Source organism: Actinomadura sp. WMMB 499 (assembly GCF_008824145.1).
GTDB lineage: Bacteria > Actinomycetota > Actinomycetes > Streptosporangiales > Streptosporangiaceae > Spirillospora.
The window spans coordinates 4,608,203-4,626,442 of the sequence record NZ_CP044407.1; the positions used below are offsets into that span (position 1 = coordinate 4,608,203).

The following is an 18,240-nucleotide window of genomic DNA, read 5'->3' on the forward strand; positions in this document are numbered from 1 at the left end:
CTCGATATGGTCTTCGGCCCTGGGCGCCCAGACGTTACGGATTTCAACCAGAATTTTCTGGTTGCCGGGAATGCCCAGGTCAGAGCGTGTCGAGCCAGTTCCGCAGCAGTGCGTGGCCGCCGACCGACAGGACCGACTCCGGGTGGAACTGGACGCCCTCGACGGGCGCCGAACGGTGCCGCAGGCCCATGACGACGCCGTCCGGGGTCCGGGCGGTGACCTCCAGGACGTCCGGGACGGTCGCGGCCTCGACGGCGAGCGAGTGGTACCGGGTCGCGGGGAACGGGTCCGGCAGGCCCGCGAAGGCGCCCCGGCCGTCGTGCGAGATCAGGCTCGCCGACCCGTGCACGATCTCGGACGCGCGGGACACCGTGGCGCCGTGCGCGTGCGCGATGACCTGGTGGCCGAGGCACACGCCGAGCACCGGCGCCCCCGACCGGGCGAGGTCGAGGCAGACCCCCGCGTCCGCCGGATGGCCGGGGCCGGGGCTCAGCAGGACGCCGTCCACGGCCGCGGCGTCGGCGACGCGCACGTCCGTCCGGGACGCCACGCGGCAGTCGGCGCCCAGTTCCCGCAGGTACTGGACGATGTTGAAGACGAAGCTGTCGTGGTTGTCCACGACGAGGACGCGCGGGCTCACGGGATGCCCGGCCCCGGCGGCTCCGACGACGAACCCGAGGACGGCGACGGCGTGCCGGTGACGACGCCGTGGTCGAACTGGACCTTCGGCTCCACCCACGGGAACACGACGTTCCACAGCACGGCGGCGACCGCGAGGACGGCGGCGCCCGCGACCGCGAGCTTGGTGTGCCACGCGCCGGGCAGCCGGCGCCAGATCCATGCGTACACGGGCCCCTCCTCCTACTCGGCGGCGCGTCCCGCCTGCGGCGCCGCGGCGGACGGAACGCGCGGCTTCGCGGCGGTCAGCTCCCCGAAGACGATCATCCGTTCGGCGTCGGAGTACTTCGGATGGCAGGTGGTGAGGGTGATGAGCCGCTCCCTGGCCTTCTTCCCCGGGTGGTACGGGACGGGCGCGGTGACCTCGACCGCCGACGGTTCGACGATGTCGCGGCCGGTGACCTCGTAGACGTACTGCTTCTCCCGCGTGTCGACGAGGATCTCGTCGCCGCGCTCGAGTTCGCCGAGGTCGCTGAACGGCGCGGAGTACGTCGTGCGGTGGCCGGAGAGGACGAAGTTGCCGACCTCGCCCGGCATGGCGCTGCCGGGGTAGTGGCCGGGGCCCTTGCGCAGGTCGTCGCGCTCGACGCCCTCGACGACGACGAAGCCGTAGTCGTCCCCGAACTCGGGCACCCGGATCATCGCGATGCCGGCGCCGATCTCGACCTTCTCGGTGGTGACCTCGTCGGCCTTCCACCGGTCGAGCAGCTGGTCGGTGAGGCGATCCTGCTGGTCCCGCGTGTACTGGCCGGTCCCCCACAGTTCGTAGGTCACGAACAGCATGAGGACCAGCCCGGCGGTGATGCACAGTTCACCGAGCCCGCGGATCACCGTCCGCACCGCGCGTCCTCCTCTTCGCCGAACGGCACGCCGTTCCCGTCGCCGAACGGCTCGGCGGCGGGTCTCCCACCGGTAGCGTGAAAGCTGGGATGATGCTTCCTCGCGCTGGGGACCGTACGCTGCACCCCAGCGGATACGCTAACCGACAAAGCACCCATGCGCGGTCCGGCGCCCCGGCCGCCGGACGCCCGAGGAGATCGACCACCGTGGCCAAGTCGAAAGTGCGCAAGAAGGCGGTCTACACGCCTCCGCAGAAGTCCAAGGCGCCCGAGGTCAGCCCGCGCTGGCTGGTGCCCACCATGATCACGCTCTGGCTGGTCGGGCTGATCTGGATCGCGGTCTTCTACGTCACGGCCAGTACCGGCACCGAGATCCCGTTCATGACCGACCTGCACAACTGGAACCTCGGCATCGGGTTCACGGCCATCATCCTCGGGGTCATCCTGTCCACGAAGTGGAGGTAGCCCGGGGGACGCGCCCCCGGGCCACCCCGCAGGGCCTCGCCGGGCCTAGAGCCCGTACTGCGCGGACAGGTCCGCCGTCTTGACCGCCACGAGCACGCCCAGCAGCACCAGCGTGAGGACGGGCGCCGCGACGTGGACGGCGAGGCGGCGCGCCTTCGGCGCGTAGGCGTACGCGGCGGCGAGCGCGGCCCCCACGACCAGCCCGCCGACGTGTCCCTGCCAGGAGATCCCCGGCACGGAGAACGTGATGATCAGGTTGATCACCAGCAGGAACACGATGGGGCCGGTGGGGGCGCGCATCCGGCGGCCGATCACGAAGAAGGCCCCGAACAGTCCGAAGATGGCGCCGGACGCGCCCACCGCGGCCTCGCCGGGCGCCACCAGGTACAGCAGCACCGAGCCGCCGAGCCCCGACAGCAGGTACAGGGCGAGGTAGCGCCACCGTCCGAGCACCTGTTCCAGGGCGGGGCCGATCGCCCACAACGCCCACATGTTGAACAGGATGTGGGTGATGCCGAACGACCCCTCGGTCTGGTGCAGGAACATCGAGGTGCCGAGCCGGTACCACTGGCCCTCCGCGACGCCGACGAGCTCGCCGTCGAGCAGGCCGAGCCCGACCATCATGTAGTCGAACACGACTTCGCGGGACGAGCGCTCGAACAGGTACACCAGGATGCAGGCGCCGATCAGCGAGTACGTCACCACCGGAGTGGACGACGCCGCCGCGCGGGCGCCCATCGCGGTGCGGGGCGCCCTCTTGTGCGCGTCCCGGTTGCCCTCGGCGACGCACTCCACGCACTGGTGGCCGACGTCCGCGTCGCGCATGCAGTCCGGGCAGATGTAGCGGTCGCACCGCGTGCAGCGCACGTACGTCTCCCGGCCCGGGTGCCGGTAGCAGGTCGGCACCGAGGTGTCGGGCGCGGGACTCTGTTCTGTGCTCATCCGTACTCCGGTCGCGCGGCGCGGGCTCTCACCCTCTCTACTCTGCCAACGATTAACGGCGTTCGATCGTCACCGTGCGGATGACGACGTCCTCCTTCGGGCGGTCCATCGCACCGGTCGGGACCTGGCCGATCCTGTCGACGACGTCGGTGCCCTCGATGACCTTGCCGAAGATGGTGTGCCGGCCGGTGAGGTGCCGGGTGTTGGCGACGTTGGTGGTGATGAAGAACTGCGAGCCGTTCGTGCCGGGCCCGGCGTTGGCCATGGCCAGCAGGTACGGCCGGTCGAACTTCAGGTCCGGGTGGAACTCGTCGCCGAACTCGTACCCGGGGCCGCCGGTGCCGTTGCCGAGCGGGTCGCCGCCCTGCAGCATGAACTGGTCGATGACCCGGTGGAAGATCGTCCCGTTGTAGAGGGGCTTCTCGGTCTTCTGCCGGGTGTTCGGGTCCGTCCAGACCTTGTTGCCCTCGGCGAGGTCGACGAAGTTGGCGACCGTCTCGGGTGCCTGGTCCGGGTAAAGCTGGATGACGATCTTGCCCTGCGTCGTGTCGAGGGTCGCGAAGATCTCGTTGGCCACGTGGGCCTCCTCATGGTCGTCCGGACGATGCCGTCCGGTGGGCGTTCGTGCAGTTCGGCCGGTCCGTGCCGCGAAACCGTGCGGTGTCCGGCATAGCAGAAACCGTCACCCTACGCGGCCAGACGGTCACTCGCACGGTGTTTACCCTCCGATGTACGGGAAGGCTGCAGACAGGACCTCGCAAACAGGGAGGTTAGCGTGTCCCTAAAGATGAGTATCCGTCGCAGGCCGCAGGACGGCGTGTACACCGGATACGAGCGTGCACGGCAGGCGGCGACCCAGGGTGCGGCGGTGTGCCGGCGGCAGGCCACGATGGCGGCCGACCGGATCATGCCCGCCGCGAGCGAGCGCGTCCTGGTCGCCCGCGGTTGGAGCGCGCCCAGGCTGCGGCGGGCGGCCCGTTACGTGGAAACGGGTCTCGCGCCGCGGGTGAGCACTTTCATGAACGACATGGCTCACAAGGTCGAACCGCCCCGGCGCAACCGGCCGTCCACCGCCATGGTGATGACCATGACCGGGGCGGCGCTCGCGGCCGGAGCGGCGGGCGTGGTGATGACCCGGCGCGGCGCGATCCGCGAGATGGCGGGCCGTTCGGAGGAGGAGGGGGAGGCCACCTCCGCCGACTCCATGACCGTCAGCGGTGCCGATGCCGACGGCCGGGTGCATTCCCCGCACTGACCGGCCGCACCGGTCGCGTGCATGCGTAAGGCTCAGTGGAAGAGGGCCCGGTCCGCGAGGACCGGGCCTTTTCCGTTGCCGCCCCCCGTGCGGGCTTCCGTGCCGCTTTCCGTGCCGCTTTCCGTGCCGCCCTCCCGGTACGGCACCCCCTACTAACCGGTACGGTGAACCGCATGTCGGCAGAATCCCGCTCGGTGCCGCGGCGACTGGGCGTCCTCGTCGGGGACCGGGCCCGCCGGGGCCTGCACACCGCCGTCCACCGGACCTGGGAGTGGATCCAGCGGCACGGCGAGATCACCCCGCAGACCCACGGCGGCCGCCGCTTCGCCTACCTGGGCGAGGGCGCGTGCATCGGGTTCCCGGTCGGCGCGCTCTACGGCGAACCGTGGATCTCGATCGGCGACCACACCCTCGTCGGGACGCACGTCACGATCTCGGCCGGGTTCGTGCCGGGCCTCGATCTCGGGCCCGACATCGTCGTCAAGATCGGGTCGAGCTGCTCCCTGGGGCGCGGGACGCACATCGTCGGCCACCAGTCGATCGAGATCGGCGACGACGTCTTCACCGGCCCGAACGTGTACATCACCGACCAGAACCACAGCTACGCCGACCTCGGCGTGCCGATCGGGCGGCAGTGGCCGGAGAACAACCCGGTGGTCATCGGGGACGGCTGCTGGATCGGCACCGGCGCGGTCGTCCTGCCCGGCACCCGGCTCGGCCGGAACGTGGCGGTCGCGGGCGGCGCGGTCGTCCGCGGCAAGTTCCCCGACCACTCGGTCATCGGCGGCGTCCCCGCGAAGGTGCTGCGCAGCCACGACCCCGAGGAGGGCTGGCAGCCGCCGCTGCGCTCGAACCCGCTGATGTCGCTGGACGAGCTGGCCGCGCTGTCCGTCGACGGGCTCGACGGCCTGCAACTCCTCCAGGACCGCCTGCGCGCCGAACACGAAGCGAACGGCGGCGCCGACGCGGAGGACGTCCGCGAGGAGACCGGCTGACCCGCGACCGGTCCCGGCCGGCTCAGGCGAACAGGGCCGCGAGCAGCACCGCGACCAGCACGACGCCGAACGCGATGCCGTAGATCGCCAGGAGCCCGCCCTTCCCCGGGCGCTCCACGGGTTCGTAGGCGAGCGCGCCGTGCCCGTAGATCGTGTGCGGGGGCGCGTAGTGCAGCAGGACGGGATGCCCGGCGCGCGTGTCGACCGTCATCTCAGCCCTCCCCACCTTGATGCCGAAGTACGAGCACCAGACGTACACCGGCCACACCCCCGGCGGCAGGGGCACCAGGGTGTCGCCGGGCTCTATCCGTACCGTCGAGTGCCCCACCTGGGCGAGCACCGGCAGGCCCCGCCCGCGGTAGCCGGCCATCACGAACGGCCGCATCCGGATCACGACGGTGCCGGCCGGCGCGGCGGGCCCGTGACCGGGCTGGGGGTACGCCATCGGCCCTCCAAGGATCGTTCCAGCGCAGCACCTTGGACGTTCCGGATGAACAGCGCGTTCCAGGCGCGAGCGTCGACCCCGAACGAACGCGCGGACGGCCGGGCGGCCGACCGGGCGGACTGCCGGCCGGCCGGGCGGACGGACTACCGGGCGGGCGGACGGACGGCCGGGCGGACGGCCGGGCGGGCGGACGAGCGGGCCGAGCGGCGGGCGGACTGCCGACCGGCCGGGCGGACCGGCGGACCGGCGGACGGGCGGAAGCGCGGGACGCCGCGGCGCGCGTTTCACGTGAAACGGCCCCGCCCCGGGCGAACCGGGGCGGGACCGTTCGACGATGGGTCGGGCGGACGCTCAGTTGTAGCGGGCCGCGCTGCGGTCGCCGCCGCCGCCGCGCTTGCCGCCGTACGAGCCGGACCCGCCGCGCCGGCCGGCGTGCGAACCGCCGCCGCTGCCGCTGCGCGGGCCGCCGCCCCGGCGCTCGCCGCCCCGGCCGCCGTAGCCGCCGCGGCGGCCGCCCGGACGGCCGCGCCCGCCGCCGTTCTCGCGGCGCGGACGCTCCGGGATCAGCGGCTCCTCGATCGGGATGCCGGACGGCAGCCGCGCACCGGTCAGCTTGATCAGTTCGGCGTCGCCGCTGGCCACCCGGACGCGCGGCGCGTTGATCCCGGCCCGCCGGGTCATCGAGGACGTCGCGCGCACCTGGTGCGGCAGGACGAGCGTGACGACGGTGCCGCGCTCGCCCGCACGCGCCGTCCGTCCGGCGCGGTGCATGTAGTCCTTGTGGTCGGCGGGCGGGTCGACGTGCATGACGAGGCTGACGTCGTCGACGTGGATGCCGCGCGCGGCGACGTCGGTCGCGACGAGCACGCTGATGTTGCCCTCGCGGAACTCGGCGAGCGTGCGGGTGCGCAGGCCCTGGCTCTTGCCGCCGTGCAGGCCCGCCGCGCGCACGCCGACCTGGGCGAGCTGCTTGGCGAGCCGGTCGACGCCGTGCTTGGTGCGGGCGAACAGGATCGTCCGGCCCTCGCGGTTGGCGATCTCGGCGGTGATCGCACCCTTGTCCTTCGGGGCGACGAGCAGCAGGTGGTGGTCCATCGTGTCGACGGACTCGTCGACGGGGCCGATCGCGTGCGTGACCGGCTCGTCCAGGTACCGCTTGACCAGGACGTCGACGTCCTTGTCGAGGGTCGCGGAGAACAGCAGCCGCTGCCCGCCGGGGCGGGCCTGGTCGAGGATGTCGGTCACGTCGGGCAGGAAGCCCATGTCGGCCATGTGGTCGGCCTCGTCGAGCACCGCGATCTCGATGTCGGACAGGTCGCAGGCGCCCTGCTGCATGAGGTCCTTGAGGCGACCGGGGGTGGCCACGAGCACCTCGACGCCGCGGCGCAGCGCGTCGATCTGCTTGAACATCGAGGTCTGGCCGATGACGGTCTTGAACTTCAGGCCGAGGCCGCGGCCGAGCGGCTCCAGGTTCTGCTGGACCTGCTGGGCGAGCTCGCGCGTCGGCACGAGGATGAGGGCGAGCGGGCGCTTGGGGGCGGCCCGGCGGCCGGACAGCCGGGCGAGCAGCGGCAGCCCGAACGCTAGGGTCTTGCCGGATCCGGTCTTGCCGCGCCCGAGGACGTCCCGTCCCGCCATGACGTCGGGGATGGCGGCGGCCTGGATCGGGAACGGTGCGTCGATGCCCTGGCGGGCCAGGGCGGACACCAGCGCGGCCGGGAGGCCGAGCTCGGCGAAGGTGGGAACCGTCTCCTCGGCCGCGGTGGCGGCGTCGGTCGACGGGTACTGAGCAGCAGAGGCTGTGGTCACGCAATACCTTCCGAGAGGGGGGCACGTCTCGGGAGGCACCACGGTTCTGTTGTCGTGGGCTGCAAGGACGAGCCTGGCGTTGGGCGCCGAAAGAGTGATTCGGTCAGTCTAACGCCGCCGGGGGACCTCCTTATGCCCCGTCTCGGCCGGAACATTCTTCCCGTCCGGATCAGCAGCCGCAGGAGACGCCCGTGACGGGTGCCGTGAGGGGGTCGGGGGCGCGCCGCGCGACCGTCCCGTCGCCCGACTCCACCGGGAACCCCTCGCGCGCCCAGTACTCGAATCCGCCGATCATCTCCTTGACGGGGACGCCGAGCTCGGCGAACGCCAGGGCCGCCTTCGTCGCGCCGTTGCATCCGGGCCCCCAGCAGTACACGACGACGGTACCGCCCGCCGGGACGAGCGCCGCGCCGCGTTCGGCGATCTCTTCCTTCGGGAGGTGCACGGCGCCCGCGATGTGACCTTGCTCCCAGCTCGCGGCGTCGCGTGCGTCGACGACGACGAGGCCGGGGGTGCGCGCGTCCAGGTCGGCGGCGACGTCGGACGCGTCGGTCTCGAACGCCAGCCGGGCGGCGAAGTGCCGGACGGCCTCGGCGGCGGGGGGCGTGGCGGCGGCGGGGCTCGCGGGGGCGGCGGCGCTCATCGGGGTGCTCCTTCTCCTGGGGACGTCCCGATTGTCGAGGTCGCGAAGACGGCGCCGCCAGTGGCACGAATGCCATTCATCGCTAATATCACGCCATGTCCGGGCCCGTGCTCTCCCCCGCCCGCCGCCACACCGTCGCGGTGCTCGCGTTCGACGGCATGGCGCCGTTCGAACTGGGCGTGGTCGTCGAGGTGTTCGGGCTGCCCCGCCCCGAGCTGGGCGTCCCCTGGTACGACCTGCGCGTCTGCTCCGCGGACCCCGGCCCGATGCGGGCGGTCGGCGGGTTCACGATGACCGCCGGGCACGGCCTCGACACGTTCGCCGCCGCCGACACGGCCATCGTCGTCGCGGTGCCGGACGTGCACGGCGACGTCCCGCCCGCGATCGTCGCGGCGCTGCGGGCCGCGCGGGCGCGCGGCGCGCGGATCGTGTCCATCTGCTCGGGCGCGTTCGCGCTCGCCGCCGCCGGGCTGCTGGACGGCCGCGCCGCCACCACCCACTGGCGGCACGCGGACCTGCTGCGCCGCCGCCACCCGAAGGTGCGGGTGACGCCGGACGTCCTGTACGTGGACGGCGACGACGTGCTGACCGGCGCGGGCAGCGCCGCCGGAATCGACCTGTGCCTGCACCTCGTGCGCAAGGACCACGGCGCGCGGATCGCCAACGCGGTCGCGCGGCGGCTCGTCGTGCCGCCGCACCGCGACGGCGGGCAGGCCCAGTTCGTCGAGGCCCCGGTCCGGCCCCGGCCCGGCGACGACGACGCGGTCGGGCGCAGCATGGCGTGGGCGCTCGCGCGGCTCGCCGAGCCCGTCACGGTCGCCGCGATGGCCCGGGAGGCGCGGCTGTCGCACCGCACGTTCGTCCGGCACTTCGCGCGGGAGACCGGCACCAGCCCGCTCCGCTGGGTGATCGCACAGCGGGTCATGGCGGCGCTGCCGCTGCTGGAGGACGGGACGCTCCCGGTCGAGGCGGTCGGCGCGGCCGTCGGGTTCGAGAGCCCGGCGACGTTCCGGCACCACTTCGCCCGCGCGATGCGCACGTCGCCGTCCGCGTACCGCCGGACGTTCCGCGCGGACGGCACCCGGCGCGGACCGGACCGGGCGGCGCAACCGTAGCGGCACGCCGGCCTCAGGGGACCAGGTCGAGGAGGGCGTGCAGCACCGGGTGGTCGTTACTGACGGAACGCCCCGGGCCCGACGGTTGGGGTGCGCGTCGAGCGACGCGCACCCCAACCGCCTCTTCCGGCCGTCGGTCGGCGCCGCCTGCCGTCAGACATCACTTCGCCCGCGCGATGCGCACGTCGCCGTCCGCGTACCGGCGGACGTTCCGCGGCTCCCCCGCCGCGATGCCCTGATCAGCCGGTCCCGACCGTTGCGTCCCGGTCCCGGGCCGCCTTGAGGGCTCCGGCGTGATCAAGGTCATGCGGTCTGCGGGCGAACGTGAGGCGGATAACGACGACGGGTAGTACTACAGCTCGTAATATGTCTCACAGGACGTAGTACTACAGCTTGTAGTAGATAGCCGGGAGGCCCGCGCAATGGGGACGTTCGGCCGGAAGCAGGGTGGCCATGGACACGGTTGACATCGCACGCTGGCAGTTCGGGATCACGACCGTCTACCACTTCCTGTTCGTCCCGCTGTCCATCGGGCTCGTCGCGCTCGTCGCCGGGATGCAGACGGCGTGGGTGCGGACCGGCAAGACCGAGTACCTGCGGGCGACGAAGTTCTGGGGCAAGCTCTTCCTGATCAACTTCGCGATGGGGATCGTGACGGGGATCGTGCAGGAGTTCCAGTTCGGGATGAACTGGTCCGCCTACTCCCGGTTCGTCGGGGACGTCTTCGGTGCGCCCCTCGCGATCGAGGGGCTGCTCGCGTTCTTCTTCGAGTCGACGTTCCTCGGCCTGTGGATCTTCGGCTGGGACCGGCTGCCGAAGAAGATCCACCTGGCCTGCATCTGGATGGTGTCGTTCGGGACGATCCTGTCCGCGTTCTTCATCCTCGCCGCGAACTCGTGGATGCAGAACCCCGTCGGCTACCGCATCGACGAGGCGTCCGGGCGCGCCGAGCTCACCGACTTCTGGGCCGTCCTGACGAACCCGATGCACCTGACGGCGTTCCCGCACACGATCGCGGCGTCGTTCGTCACCGCCGGCATGTTCGTCGCCGGGGTCAGCGCGTGGCACCTGATGCGGCGCAAGAACGTCGAGGTGTTCCGGCCGTCGCTGCGGATGGCGCTGGTCGTCACCGCCGTCGCGTCGATCGCCGTCGCGATCAGCGGCGACATGCTGGGCAAGGCCGTCACCGAGCACCAGCCGATGAAGATGGCGGCGGCCGAAGGGCTGCACGAGACGCGGACCGGCGCGCCGTTCTCCGCGTTCAGCGTGCGGACGTTCGACGGGACGGACGAGATCGTCGGGTTCGAGCTGCCCGGGGTGCTGTCGTTCCTGGCCACCGGCAGCTTCGACGGCGAGGTCGCGGGGATGGAGAACCTCCAGGCGGCGGCCGAGGCCGAGCACGGCGCGGGCGACTACACGCCGAACGTCCCGGTCACGTACTGGACGTTCCGGATGATGGTCTACATCGGGATGGCCACCGCCGGGCTCTCGCTGCTCGGCCTGTGGCTGACCCGCCGCGGCCGCCTCCCCGGCAACCCGTGGACGTGGCGGATCGCGATGCTGTCGCTGACGCTGCCCTTCGTCGCCAGCTCGGCCGGGTGGGTGTTCACCGAGATGGGACGCCAGCCGTGGTCGGTCTACGGGCTCATGCAGACGTCGCAGAGCGTGTCGCCCGGCGTGTCCGCCGGCTCGATGCTGATCTCCGTCGTCGCGCTGACCGCGCTGTACGCCGTCCTGTTCGTCATCGAGGTCAAGCTGCTCGCCAAGTACGCCAAGGCCGGCCCGCCCACCGAGGACGAGGTGGCGCCGGCGTCCGAGGACGACGACCACGACGACCACGACGACGAACGCGCTCTCGCGTTCGCCTACTGAAAGGTCTGCCGGCATGGAACTGACGACCGCCTGGTTCCTGATCATCGCGTTCCTGTGGATCGGCTACTTCTTCCTGGAGGGCTTCGACTTCGGCGTCGGCATGCTGCTGCCGGTGCTGGGCCGCGACGACGTCCGCCGCCGGGTCGTGATCAACACGATCGGCCCGGTCTGGGACGGCAACGAGGTGTGGTTCATCGTGGCGGGCGCGTCGATGTTCGCCGCGTTCCCCGAGTGGTACGCGACCCTGTTCAGCGGGTTCTACCTGCCGCTCCTGCTCATCCTGCTCGCGCTGATCGTGCGCGGCGTCGCGTTCGAGTACCGGGGCAAGCGGGAGGACGCGCCGTGGCGCGCTCGCTGGGACCGCGCGATCTTCTGGGGCAGCGTCGTCCCCGCGTTCCTGTGGGGCGTCGCGTTCGCGAACATCGTCCGGGGCGTCCCGCTCGACGCCGACCACGAGTACGCCGGCACCCTCCTCGACCTGCTGAACCCGTACGCGCTGCTCGGCGGGCTGACGACGCTGACGCTGTTCGTCCTGCACGGGGCGGTGTTCGTCGCGCTCAAGACGACCGGGACCGTCCGGACGCACGCCCGCCGCGTCGCCCGCGTCGCGGCGGTCGCCGCCGCCGTCGTCGCCGGGTCGTTCCTGCTGGTCACGCAGGTGCAGTACGGCAAGACGTGGACGTGGCTCGCGGTCGCGGGGGCGCTCGCCGGGCTCGCCGGGGCCGCCGCCGCGAACGCGCGCGGCCGCGAAGGCTGGGCGTTCATCGGGACCGGGACGGCCGTCGTGCTGACCTTCGTGACGCTGTTCGGCTCACTGTTCCCCGACGTGATGCCGTCCACGCTCACCGCCGCGAACGGCCTGACCACCGAGAACGCCGCGTCCAGCGGCTACACGCTGGAGATCATGACGTGGGTGGCGCTGGTGTTCACCCCGATCGTGATGATCTACCAGGGCTGGACGTACTGGGTGTTCCGCAAGCGGATCGGCACCGCGCAGATCCCGGCGGCGAAGCAGGCCGGGAAGAAGGCGCCCGCGCAGCGGAAGGCCCCGGTCGAATGAAGCCGCTCGACCCGCGCCTGCTGCGGCACGCGCGCACCACGCGGGCGTTCCTCGTCGTGTCGGCCGTCCTCGGGACCGCGACCGCCGGGCTCGTCATCGCGCAGGCCACGCTCCTCGCCGACATGATCGCCCGGACGTTCCTCGGCGACGCCGACCTGGCCGGCCTGCGCACGCCGATGCTGCTGCTCCTCGCCGTCGTCGCGGGCCGCGCGGCCGTCGCGTGGCTCCAGGAGGTCGCGGCGCACCGGTCGGCCGCCGCCGTGAAGTCGCAGCTGCGGAGCCGGCTGCTGGAGCACGCGACGCGGCTCGGCCCGCGCTGGCTGTCGGGCGAGCGCAGCGGCGAGCTCGCCACGCTCGCGACGCGCGGCGTGGACGCCCTCGACGGGTACTTCGCCCGCTACCTGCCGCAGCTCGTCCTCGCCGTAACCGTCCCGCTGGCGGTCGGGGCGCGGATCCTGCTCGGCGACTGGCTCTCCGCCGTGATCATCGCGGTGACCGTGCCGCTGATCCCCGTCTTCGCGATCCTGGTCGGCCTCGCGACCCAGTGGAAGATGAACCGGCAGTGGCGGACCCTCTCGCTCCTCGCAGCGCACTTCCTGGACGTCGTCGCGGGACTGCCCACGCTCAAGGTGTTCGGCCGCGCGAAGGCGCAGGCCCGCGGGATCCGCGAGGTCACCGGCCGGTACCGCCGCGCGACGATGTCGACGCTGCGGATCGCGTTCGTGTCGGCGATGGTGCTGGAGCTGCTGTCGACGCTGTCCGTCGCGCTCGTCGCCGTGTCGATCGGGCTGCGGCTCGTCGAGGGCGGGATGGCGTTCGAGACGGCGCTGCTGATCCTGATCCTCGCCCCGGAGGCGTACTTCCCGCTGCGGCAGGTCGGGGCGCAGTACCACGCGAGCGTCGAGGGCCTCACCGCCGCCGGGCGGATCTTCGAGGTGCTCGAGACGCCGCTCCCGGCCGCCGGGACGGGCACGGACGTCCCCGACGTGCGGCGCGCGACGATCCGCCTCGACGGCGTCACCGTCGCCTACCCCGGACGCGACGCGCCCGCCCTCGACGGCTTCGCGCTCACCGTCCATCCGGGGGAGATCGTCGCGCTCGCCGGCCCGAGCGGCGCCGGGAAGTCGACCCTGCTGAACGTCCTGCTCGGGTTCGTGCGGACCGACTCGGGGCGGGTGCTGGCCGACTGGGCGGACCTCGCCGACCTCGACCCGGACGCGTGGCGCCGGAACATCGCGTGGGTGCCGCAGCGCCCGTACCTGTTCGCCGGGACGATCGCCGCGAACATCCGCCTCGGCGACCCCGGCGCCCCGGACGACCGGGTGCGCGCCGCCGCGCGCGCCGCGAACGTCCTCGAGTTCGCCGACGACCTCCCCCGCGGCCTCGACACCCCGATCGGCGAGCGCGGCGCCGGGCTGTCGGCCGGGCAGCGGCAGCGGGTCGCGCTGGCCCGCGCGTTCCTGCGGGACGCGCCGCTGCTCCTGCTGGACGAACCGACCGCGGGCCTCGACGCCGCGAGCGAGGCGTCCGTCGTCGACGCCGTCCGCCGGCTCGCGGCCGGCCGCACCGTCGTCCTCGTCGCGCACCGCCCGGCCCTCGCCGCCCTCGCCGACCGGACCGTCCGCGTCGAACCGGCGGAGGTGGCCGCGTGAACGGGCCGGTGTGGCGGTTGGTGAAGCTCACCCGTCCCGTCCGGGGGCGGCTGGCGGTCGCCCTCGTGTTCGGGGTGCTCGCGCTCGGCAGCGGAGTCGCGCTGATGGGGGCGTCGGCGTGGCTGATCTCGCGGGCCGCGCAGCATCCGCCCGTCCTGATGCTGATGGTCGCGATCGTGGCGGTCCGGGCGTTCGGGATCGGGCGCGGCGTGTTCCGGTACGTCGAACGGCTCGTCGGGCACGACGCGACGTTCCGGATCCTCGCCGATCTGCGGGCCCGCGTGTACGAGCGGCTGGAGCGGCTCGCACCGGCGGGGCTGCCCGGGTTCCGCGGCGGCGACCTGCTCGCCCGGCTCGTCGACGACGTCGACGCCGTCCAGGACCTCTACCTGCGGACGCTGCTGCCGTGCGCGGTCGCGGCGGTCGTCGGCGGCGCGTCGGTCGGGGTCGCGTGGGCGCTGCTGCCCGCCGCCGGGGCGGTGCTGCTGGCGACGCTGCTGGCGGCCGGGGTCGCGGCGCCGTGGCTGTCGGCGGCGGTCGCGCGGCGCGCCGAGCGCCGGACGGCGGACCTGCGCGGCGAGCTGGCGTCGCACGTCGTCGACACGCTGCACGGCGCGCCCGAGCTGATCGCCTACGGCGCGGCGCCCGCGCGGCTCGCGGAGGCCACCCGGATCGACCGGGAATTCACCCGCGCGACGGCCCGGTCGGCGGCGACGGCCGGGCTGGGCGCGGCGCTGTCGGCGCTCGCGGGCGGGCTGGCCGTGTGGGGCGGACTCGCGACCGGCGTCCCGGCGGTGCGGTCGGGGGCGCTGGACGGGGTGCTGCTCGCGGTCGTGGTGATGCTGCCGCTCGCCGCGTTCGAGGTGGTCAACGGGCTGCCGCTGGCCGCGCAGTACCTCGAGCGGGTGCGGGCGTCGGCGGCGCGGGTGTTCGCCGTCCTGGACGGCCCCGACCCCGTGCGGGAACCGGACGCGCCCGCGCGGCTCCCGGAGGCACCCCACAAGGTCCGGGTCACCGACCTGCGCGCGCGCTGGACGCCCGACGGTCCCCTGGCACTCGACGGGGTGTCGCTCGACCTGGCGCCCGGACGCCGCGTCGCCGTCGTCGGGCCGAGCGGGTCGGGGAAGACGACGCTCGCGTCGGTGCTGCTGCGGTTCCTCGAGCCCGCGGGCGGGCGCGTGACGCTGAACGGCACGGACGTCCGCGACCTCGCGGGGGACGACCTGCGGACCGTCGTCGGGCTGTGCGCGCAGGACGCGCACCTGTTCGACTCGACGATCGGCGAGAACCTCCGGCTGGCGCGCCGTTCGGCGAGCGAGGCGGAGATCCGCGACGCGCTGCGCGGCGCCCGGCTGCTCGACTGGGTGGAGTCGCTGCCGTCCGGGCTGGACACGCGGGTGGGGGAGCACGGCGCGCAGGTGTCGGGCGGGCAGCGGCAGCGGATCGCCCTGGCCCGCGCGCTCCTCGCGGGCTTCCCGGTGCTGCTGCTGGACGAGCCCGCCGAGCACCTCGACACCGAGACGGCCGACGCGCTGACCGCCGACCTGCTGGACGCCACGCGGGGACGGACGACGCTCCTCGTCACCCACCGGCTCGCGGGACTCGACGCGGTGGACGAGATCGTGGTGCTCGACCGGGGCCGGGTCGCCGATCGGGGCACGCACGCCGAACTCGCCACCCGTCCGGGCATCTACCGGGAGATGTGGGATCGCGAGCGCGCGACCCCGGCGATCACCGTGCCCTGACCGGGACCGGTGCCGTCCGGTCGATCTCTCGGCCCAGGGTCACGACCATCGCGTCGAACGCGGGCACGCCGTAGCGCGCGCGCAGGGCACGGTAGACGTCCTTGCGCGCCGCCTCCCGCAGCATCTCGCTGAGCATCTCGTGCGGCACCGTCCGGCCGTGGGACAGCTCCTCGTGCGAGTGCCGGGCGAGGCGCAGCAGCTCCGGATGCGGGGCCGACTCGGAGAGGATCATGCGCGCGGCGTCAGCGAGTTCCATGCCCGCGAGTGTATGCGCGGCCGGGGCGGGCGCTCAGGGGGAGGCGGGGGCGGCCGCGTCTCCCGCATGGTCGCGACGGCGTCGCCGCCACCCGGCTGTCGCGGCGCGGGCGCGCGTTCGGCGCCGCCGAGCGCGTCTCCGTCGCGCAGGCGCTCCGCGCCCAGACGATCGACGCCGCGTGGCAGCTGGGCGCCGACGGCATCGCGGGCTCCCTCGCGCCCGGCAAGTACGCGGACCTCGCCGTCCTGTCCGGCGACCCGCTGCGGACGCCGCCGGAGGAGATCGAGGGCCTCACCGTGCGGGGGACGTACCTGGCGGGCGAGCCGGTGCACGCCGCCTGATTCTCACCAGGTGGGAAAAGGGTCCCGAGTTATGGTCGGGCCGTAATCCGGCCCGAAGGAGCGAGGGGGCGGCCGGGGACGGGCGAATGCACCGGACAGTGGCCGCATCCGGCCACCGATCCGGCCGACCGACACCCCGGCGGGACGGCCGCGTGCGGCCGCGCACGCCCCCGCGGGCCGCACGCGGCGCCCGTCCGTCCGGCCGCGCCGGACCGCCCGCTTGATCATCGGCCGTCGAGGTCAGCCCCGGTTCCGTCCCGGCCGCGGTGCGGCGCGCCGCACCGCCCGCACCGCCCGCGCCGCCGCCCCCCGGAACGTTCCGGGCCGTCAAGGGCGCGGCCGACCGCGGCCAGCGCGCGCGGCCGGTCACCCTCCGTTCATTGATGAGCACTGACGCCCGCTGTTAACGTTCCGGCCGATCGATGGAATGGGGCTTTCACAACGAGGTGAGGGGACCAGGGCGATGATCTTATAGGTGCTCCCAATGGTTCGCGCCCACGCGAACGAAGAGCCGTTTCATGCATATCGGCCGACACAATCGGCCGCGCACACCTTTCGCGATACCAATCCACGCGTAGTCAGGTGAACGGTACAACTAAATGACTCTGCAATCTCAGGTGACTCCTGCCGAAGTCCGGATCGGCGCATCCCTGGGAGAGCGGCTGCTCGCGTTCGCGCGCGGCCCGCTGTTCCGCGGCGACGCCCAGGTCCTGCACGCTCCCAACCCCTACCGCCGGGCCCTCGCCCCGGACGCCCTCGCCGCGTCCGACTTCACCCGGCCGCTCACCGCCGGCGCCCCGTCCGCGCACCGCGCCCTCGCCGCGCACCGGCTGCTCGGCACGTTCTACGAGGCCGAGACCGTCCTGCTCCCCGAACAGGGCCTCGCCCCGCTGCACGGCGACTTCGACCTCTTCTACGGCGCGGACCTGCGCGCGCTCCGGGAGAATTCCGTCTCCGAGCTGGAACGTTTCGCGTTCGACTGCCTCGCGGACGCCGTCGACGTCAGCGGCGCCGGCACCACCGACGTCCTGGAGAGCTACTTCCGGCACGTCGTCGCCGAGGCCGCGACCGGCCCGTCCCCCGCGCTCGCCGCGGTCGAGGCCGCCCGCGACCGGCGGACCGCCGCCGACCTCTACGTGGTGCAGCTCGCCCTGGACGGCCTCACCGAGGCGTCCGCGATGTCGCGCAACCTCGGCGGCGCCTACGGCCCCGAGCAGTCCGCCCTGTTCAAGATCTTCATCGACGAATTCGGGTACGGCGTCCACGACGCGAAGCACACCACGATCTTCGCCAAGTTGCTGCGCAGCCGTGCCATGGCGACCCATGTGCACGCGTACTGGAACTTCTATCTGGCCGGACCGCTCGCCACGAACAACTATTACTACTATCTGTCCCGCGACCACGCGAAATTCTTCCGTTACGCGGGTGCGGTGACCTATGCCGAAGCAGTTTTCGCACCCGGCTTCGTGGAAATGGTCAAAGTGTTCCGCGGGATCTTCGGCGACACGGTCGACCTGCACTACTGCGACGAGCACGCGCACATCGACGAGCACCACGGCCGCATCACCCGCGACCAGGTGCTGCTCGCCCTCGCCGACCGGCACGGCCCCCGCGTCGTCCCCGAGCTGCTGCGCGGCGTCGCCGAGGCCCGGCTCGTCGGCGGCTGGTTCGAGGAGGACACCGCCGCGCAGATCCGCTGGTCGGACGACCTGGCCCGGTACCGCGACCTCGCCTCGAACGCCCGCACCGGACGCGGGGCCGAACCGGACCGGATCGTCCTGTCCCCGGACGCCCCCTTCACCACCCGCACCCGCGACACCGACGTCGTCCTGGAGATGGCCGCCGGGGAAGCCGACCTCGTCGCCACCCCCACCGGACCGCCCGAACGCCTCGCGCGCGGCGACGTGCTCCTCGTCCCCGCCGGGCGCCTGCACGGCCTGCGGGCCGTGACGCCCGAGGCCACCTGCCTCGTCCACCCCGTCTCCCCCTCCCTCGAAGCCCCCGACTCCCGACCCGCCACCGCCACCGCCGACCGGCCCGCCGAACAGGACGGATGACCCGCCACGCTCCCGCGCGCGCCTGAGGGCGCGCCCCCTCGTTCCCACCCGCGCCCGGGCGGACGGACGGC

19 protein-coding genes are annotated in these 18,240 nt (G+C 73.1%); 10 read left to right on the plus strand and 9 right to left on the minus strand.

The genetic code is table 11. The features are described from left to right. Positions 1-79 precede the first annotated feature (79 nt). From F7P10_RS20270 to F7P10_RS20280, 3 genes are read right to left on the minus strand one after another with little or no spacing between them, the layout of a single operon-like run. On the minus strand, positions 80-640 hold the full coding sequence (locus F7P10_RS20270) for an aminodeoxychorismate/anthranilate synthase component II (RefSeq protein WP_151011073.1): 561 nt from the start codon (positions 638-640) through the stop codon (positions 80-82). Next, the gene (locus F7P10_RS43395; protein WP_151011075.1) at positions 637-849 is read right to left on the minus strand and encodes a hypothetical protein; all 213 of its coding nucleotides are present in this window, start codon (positions 847-849) and stop codon (positions 637-639) included. The genes F7P10_RS20270 and F7P10_RS43395 overlap by 4 nt, the downstream gene beginning before the upstream one ends. A 12-nt stretch (positions 850-861) precedes the next feature. After that, the gene (locus F7P10_RS20280) at positions 862-1,518 is read right to left on the minus strand and encodes a class E sortase (RefSeq protein WP_151011078.1); all 657 of its coding nucleotides are present in this window, start codon (positions 1,516-1,518) and stop codon (positions 862-864) included. A 206-nt stretch (positions 1,519-1,724) separates the two neighbouring features. On the opposite strand from F7P10_RS20280, the gene F7P10_RS20285 reads away from it, so the two are divergent. Further along, entirely contained in the window at positions 1,725-1,982 is a 258-nt protein-coding gene (locus F7P10_RS20285; RefSeq protein ID WP_254715920.1) for a cell division protein CrgA, read from the plus strand. A gap of 45 nt (positions 1,983-2,027) precedes the next feature. On the opposite strand, the gene F7P10_RS20290 is transcribed toward F7P10_RS20285, so the two are convergent. Together F7P10_RS20290 and F7P10_RS20295 are read right to left on the minus strand one after the other, a co-directional pair. Then, positions 2,028-2,924 (minus strand): rhomboid family intramembrane serine protease, encoded by an 897-nt coding sequence (locus F7P10_RS20290; protein WP_151011081.1) that lies wholly within the window; start codon positions 2,922-2,924, stop codon positions 2,028-2,030. 52 nt (positions 2,925-2,976) lie between these two features. Then, complete coding sequence (locus F7P10_RS20295; RefSeq protein WP_151011084.1) at positions 2,977-3,501, minus strand: peptidylprolyl isomerase; 525 nt, start codon at positions 3,499-3,501, stop codon at positions 2,977-2,979. Between the two features lie 210 nt (positions 3,502-3,711). Here F7P10_RS20295 and F7P10_RS20300 point away from each other — a divergent pair, with 210 nt between their 5' ends. Next, on the plus strand, positions 3,712-4,179 hold the full coding sequence (locus tag F7P10_RS20300; RefSeq protein WP_151011087.1) for a hypothetical protein: 468 nt from the start codon (positions 3,712-3,714) through the stop codon (positions 4,177-4,179). A gap of 173 nt (positions 4,180-4,352) precedes the next feature. Beyond that, positions 4,353-5,174, plus strand: a complete 822-nt coding sequence (locus F7P10_RS20305) for an acyltransferase (protein WP_151011090.1) — start codon at positions 4,353-4,355, stop codon at positions 5,172-5,174. A 22-nt stretch (positions 5,175-5,196) separates the two neighbouring features. On the opposite strand, the gene F7P10_RS20310 is transcribed toward F7P10_RS20305, so the two are convergent. The 3 genes from F7P10_RS20310 to F7P10_RS20325 form a co-directional block, all read right to left on the minus strand. Beyond that, a complete protein-coding gene (locus tag F7P10_RS20310) occupies positions 5,197-5,619 on the minus strand; it encodes a hypothetical protein (protein ID WP_151011093.1) in 423 nt (140 codons plus the stop codon). A gap of 351 nt (positions 5,620-5,970) precedes the next feature. Next, a complete protein-coding gene (locus F7P10_RS20320; RefSeq protein WP_151011096.1) occupies positions 5,971-7,428 on the minus strand; it encodes a DEAD/DEAH box helicase in 1,458 nt (485 codons plus the stop codon). Positions 7,429-7,597: 169 nt separating this feature from the next. Beyond that, a complete protein-coding gene (locus tag F7P10_RS20325; protein WP_151011099.1) occupies positions 7,598-8,071 on the minus strand; it encodes a rhodanese-like domain-containing protein in 474 nt (157 codons plus the stop codon). 95 nt (positions 8,072-8,166) lie between these two features. Between F7P10_RS20325 and F7P10_RS20330 the strand changes: the two genes are divergently transcribed. The 5 genes from F7P10_RS20330 (at position 8,167) to cydC (ending at position 15,515) form a co-directional block, all read left to right on the plus strand. Continuing rightward, positions 8,167-9,186: a helix-turn-helix domain-containing protein gene (locus F7P10_RS20330; RefSeq protein ID WP_151011102.1), complete on the plus strand. Its 1,020-nt coding sequence runs from the start codon at positions 8,167-8,169 to the stop codon at positions 9,184-9,186. A gap of 453 nt (positions 9,187-9,639) precedes the next feature. Continuing rightward, positions 9,640-11,058 carry a cytochrome ubiquinol oxidase subunit I gene (locus tag F7P10_RS20335; protein WP_151011105.1) on the plus strand — a complete coding sequence of 473 codons (1,419 nt, stop codon included), beginning with the start codon at positions 9,640-9,642 and terminating at the stop codon, positions 11,056-11,058. 13 nt (positions 11,059-11,071) lie between these two features. Further along, positions 11,072-12,118 (plus strand): cytochrome d ubiquinol oxidase subunit II, encoded by a 1,047-nt coding sequence (cydB, locus tag F7P10_RS20340; protein WP_151011108.1) that lies wholly within the window; start codon positions 11,072-11,074, stop codon positions 12,116-12,118. Next, positions 12,115-13,770 (plus strand): thiol reductant ABC exporter subunit CydD, encoded by a 1,656-nt coding sequence (cydD, locus tag F7P10_RS42515; RefSeq protein ID WP_176611580.1) that lies wholly within the window; start codon positions 12,115-12,117, stop codon positions 13,768-13,770. Before cydB ends, cydD begins: the two co-directional genes overlap by 4 nt. Beyond that, positions 13,767-15,515, plus strand: coding sequence for a thiol reductant ABC exporter subunit CydC (gene cydC, locus F7P10_RS42520; RefSeq protein ID WP_176611581.1), 1,749 nt, complete (start codon positions 13,767-13,769; stop codon positions 15,513-15,515). Before cydD ends, cydC begins: the two co-directional genes overlap by 4 nt. On the opposite strand, the gene F7P10_RS20350 is transcribed toward cydC, so the two are convergent. After that, the gene (locus F7P10_RS20350) at positions 15,502-15,771 is read right to left on the minus strand and encodes a hypothetical protein (protein WP_151011111.1); all 270 of its coding nucleotides are present in this window, start codon (positions 15,769-15,771) and stop codon (positions 15,502-15,504) included. The genes cydC and F7P10_RS20350 overlap by 14 nt on opposite strands. An 8-nt stretch (positions 15,772-15,779) precedes the next feature. On the opposite strand from F7P10_RS20350, the gene F7P10_RS20355 reads away from it, so the two are divergent. Beyond that, positions 15,780-16,112, plus strand: a complete 333-nt coding sequence (locus tag F7P10_RS20355) for an amidohydrolase family protein (protein ID WP_151011114.1) — start codon at positions 15,780-15,782, stop codon at positions 16,110-16,112. A 617-nt stretch (positions 16,113-16,729) separates the two neighbouring features. Continuing rightward, a complete protein-coding gene (locus F7P10_RS20360; RefSeq protein ID WP_151011117.1) occupies positions 16,730-18,169 on the plus strand; it encodes an iron-containing redox enzyme family protein in 1,440 nt (479 codons plus the stop codon). Positions 18,170-18,240: the final 71 nt, after the last annotated feature.

What these genes read in the sequence shown, in the direction of transcription:
- F7P10_RS20290 (WP_151011081.1), bottom strand. Translation starts at nt 2,924, where the DNA reads ATGAGCACAGAACAGAGTCCCGCGCCCGACACCTCGGTGCCGACCTGC.
- F7P10_RS20300 (WP_151011087.1), top strand. Translation starts at nt 3,712, where the DNA reads ATGAGTATCCGTCGCAGGCCGCAGGACGGCGTGTACACCGGATACGAG.
- F7P10_RS20305 (WP_151011090.1), top strand. Translation starts at nt 4,353, where the DNA reads ATGTCGGCAGAATCCCGCTCGGTGCCGCGGCGACTGGGCGTCCTCGTC.
- F7P10_RS20310 (WP_151011093.1), bottom strand. Translation starts at nt 5,619, where the DNA reads ATGGCGTACCCCCAGCCCGGTCACGGGCCCGCCGCGCCGGCCGGCACC.
- F7P10_RS20325 (WP_151011099.1), bottom strand. Translation starts at nt 8,071, where the DNA reads ATGAGCGCCGCCGCCCCCGCGAGCCCCGCCGCCGCCACGCCCCCCGCC.
- F7P10_RS20330 (WP_151011102.1), top strand. Translation starts at nt 8,167, where the DNA reads ATGTCCGGGCCCGTGCTCTCCCCCGCCCGCCGCCACACCGTCGCGGTG.
- F7P10_RS20335 (WP_151011105.1), top strand. Translation starts at nt 9,640, where the DNA reads ATGGACACGGTTGACATCGCACGCTGGCAGTTCGGGATCACGACCGTC.
- cydB (WP_151011108.1), top strand. Translation starts at nt 11,072, where the DNA reads ATGGAACTGACGACCGCCTGGTTCCTGATCATCGCGTTCCTGTGGATC.
- cydD (WP_176611580.1), top strand. Translation starts at nt 12,115, where the DNA reads ATGAAGCCGCTCGACCCGCGCCTGCTGCGGCACGCGCGCACCACGCGG.
- F7P10_RS20350 (WP_151011111.1), bottom strand. Translation starts at nt 15,771, where the DNA reads ATGGAACTCGCTGACGCCGCGCGCATGATCCTCTCCGAGTCGGCCCCG.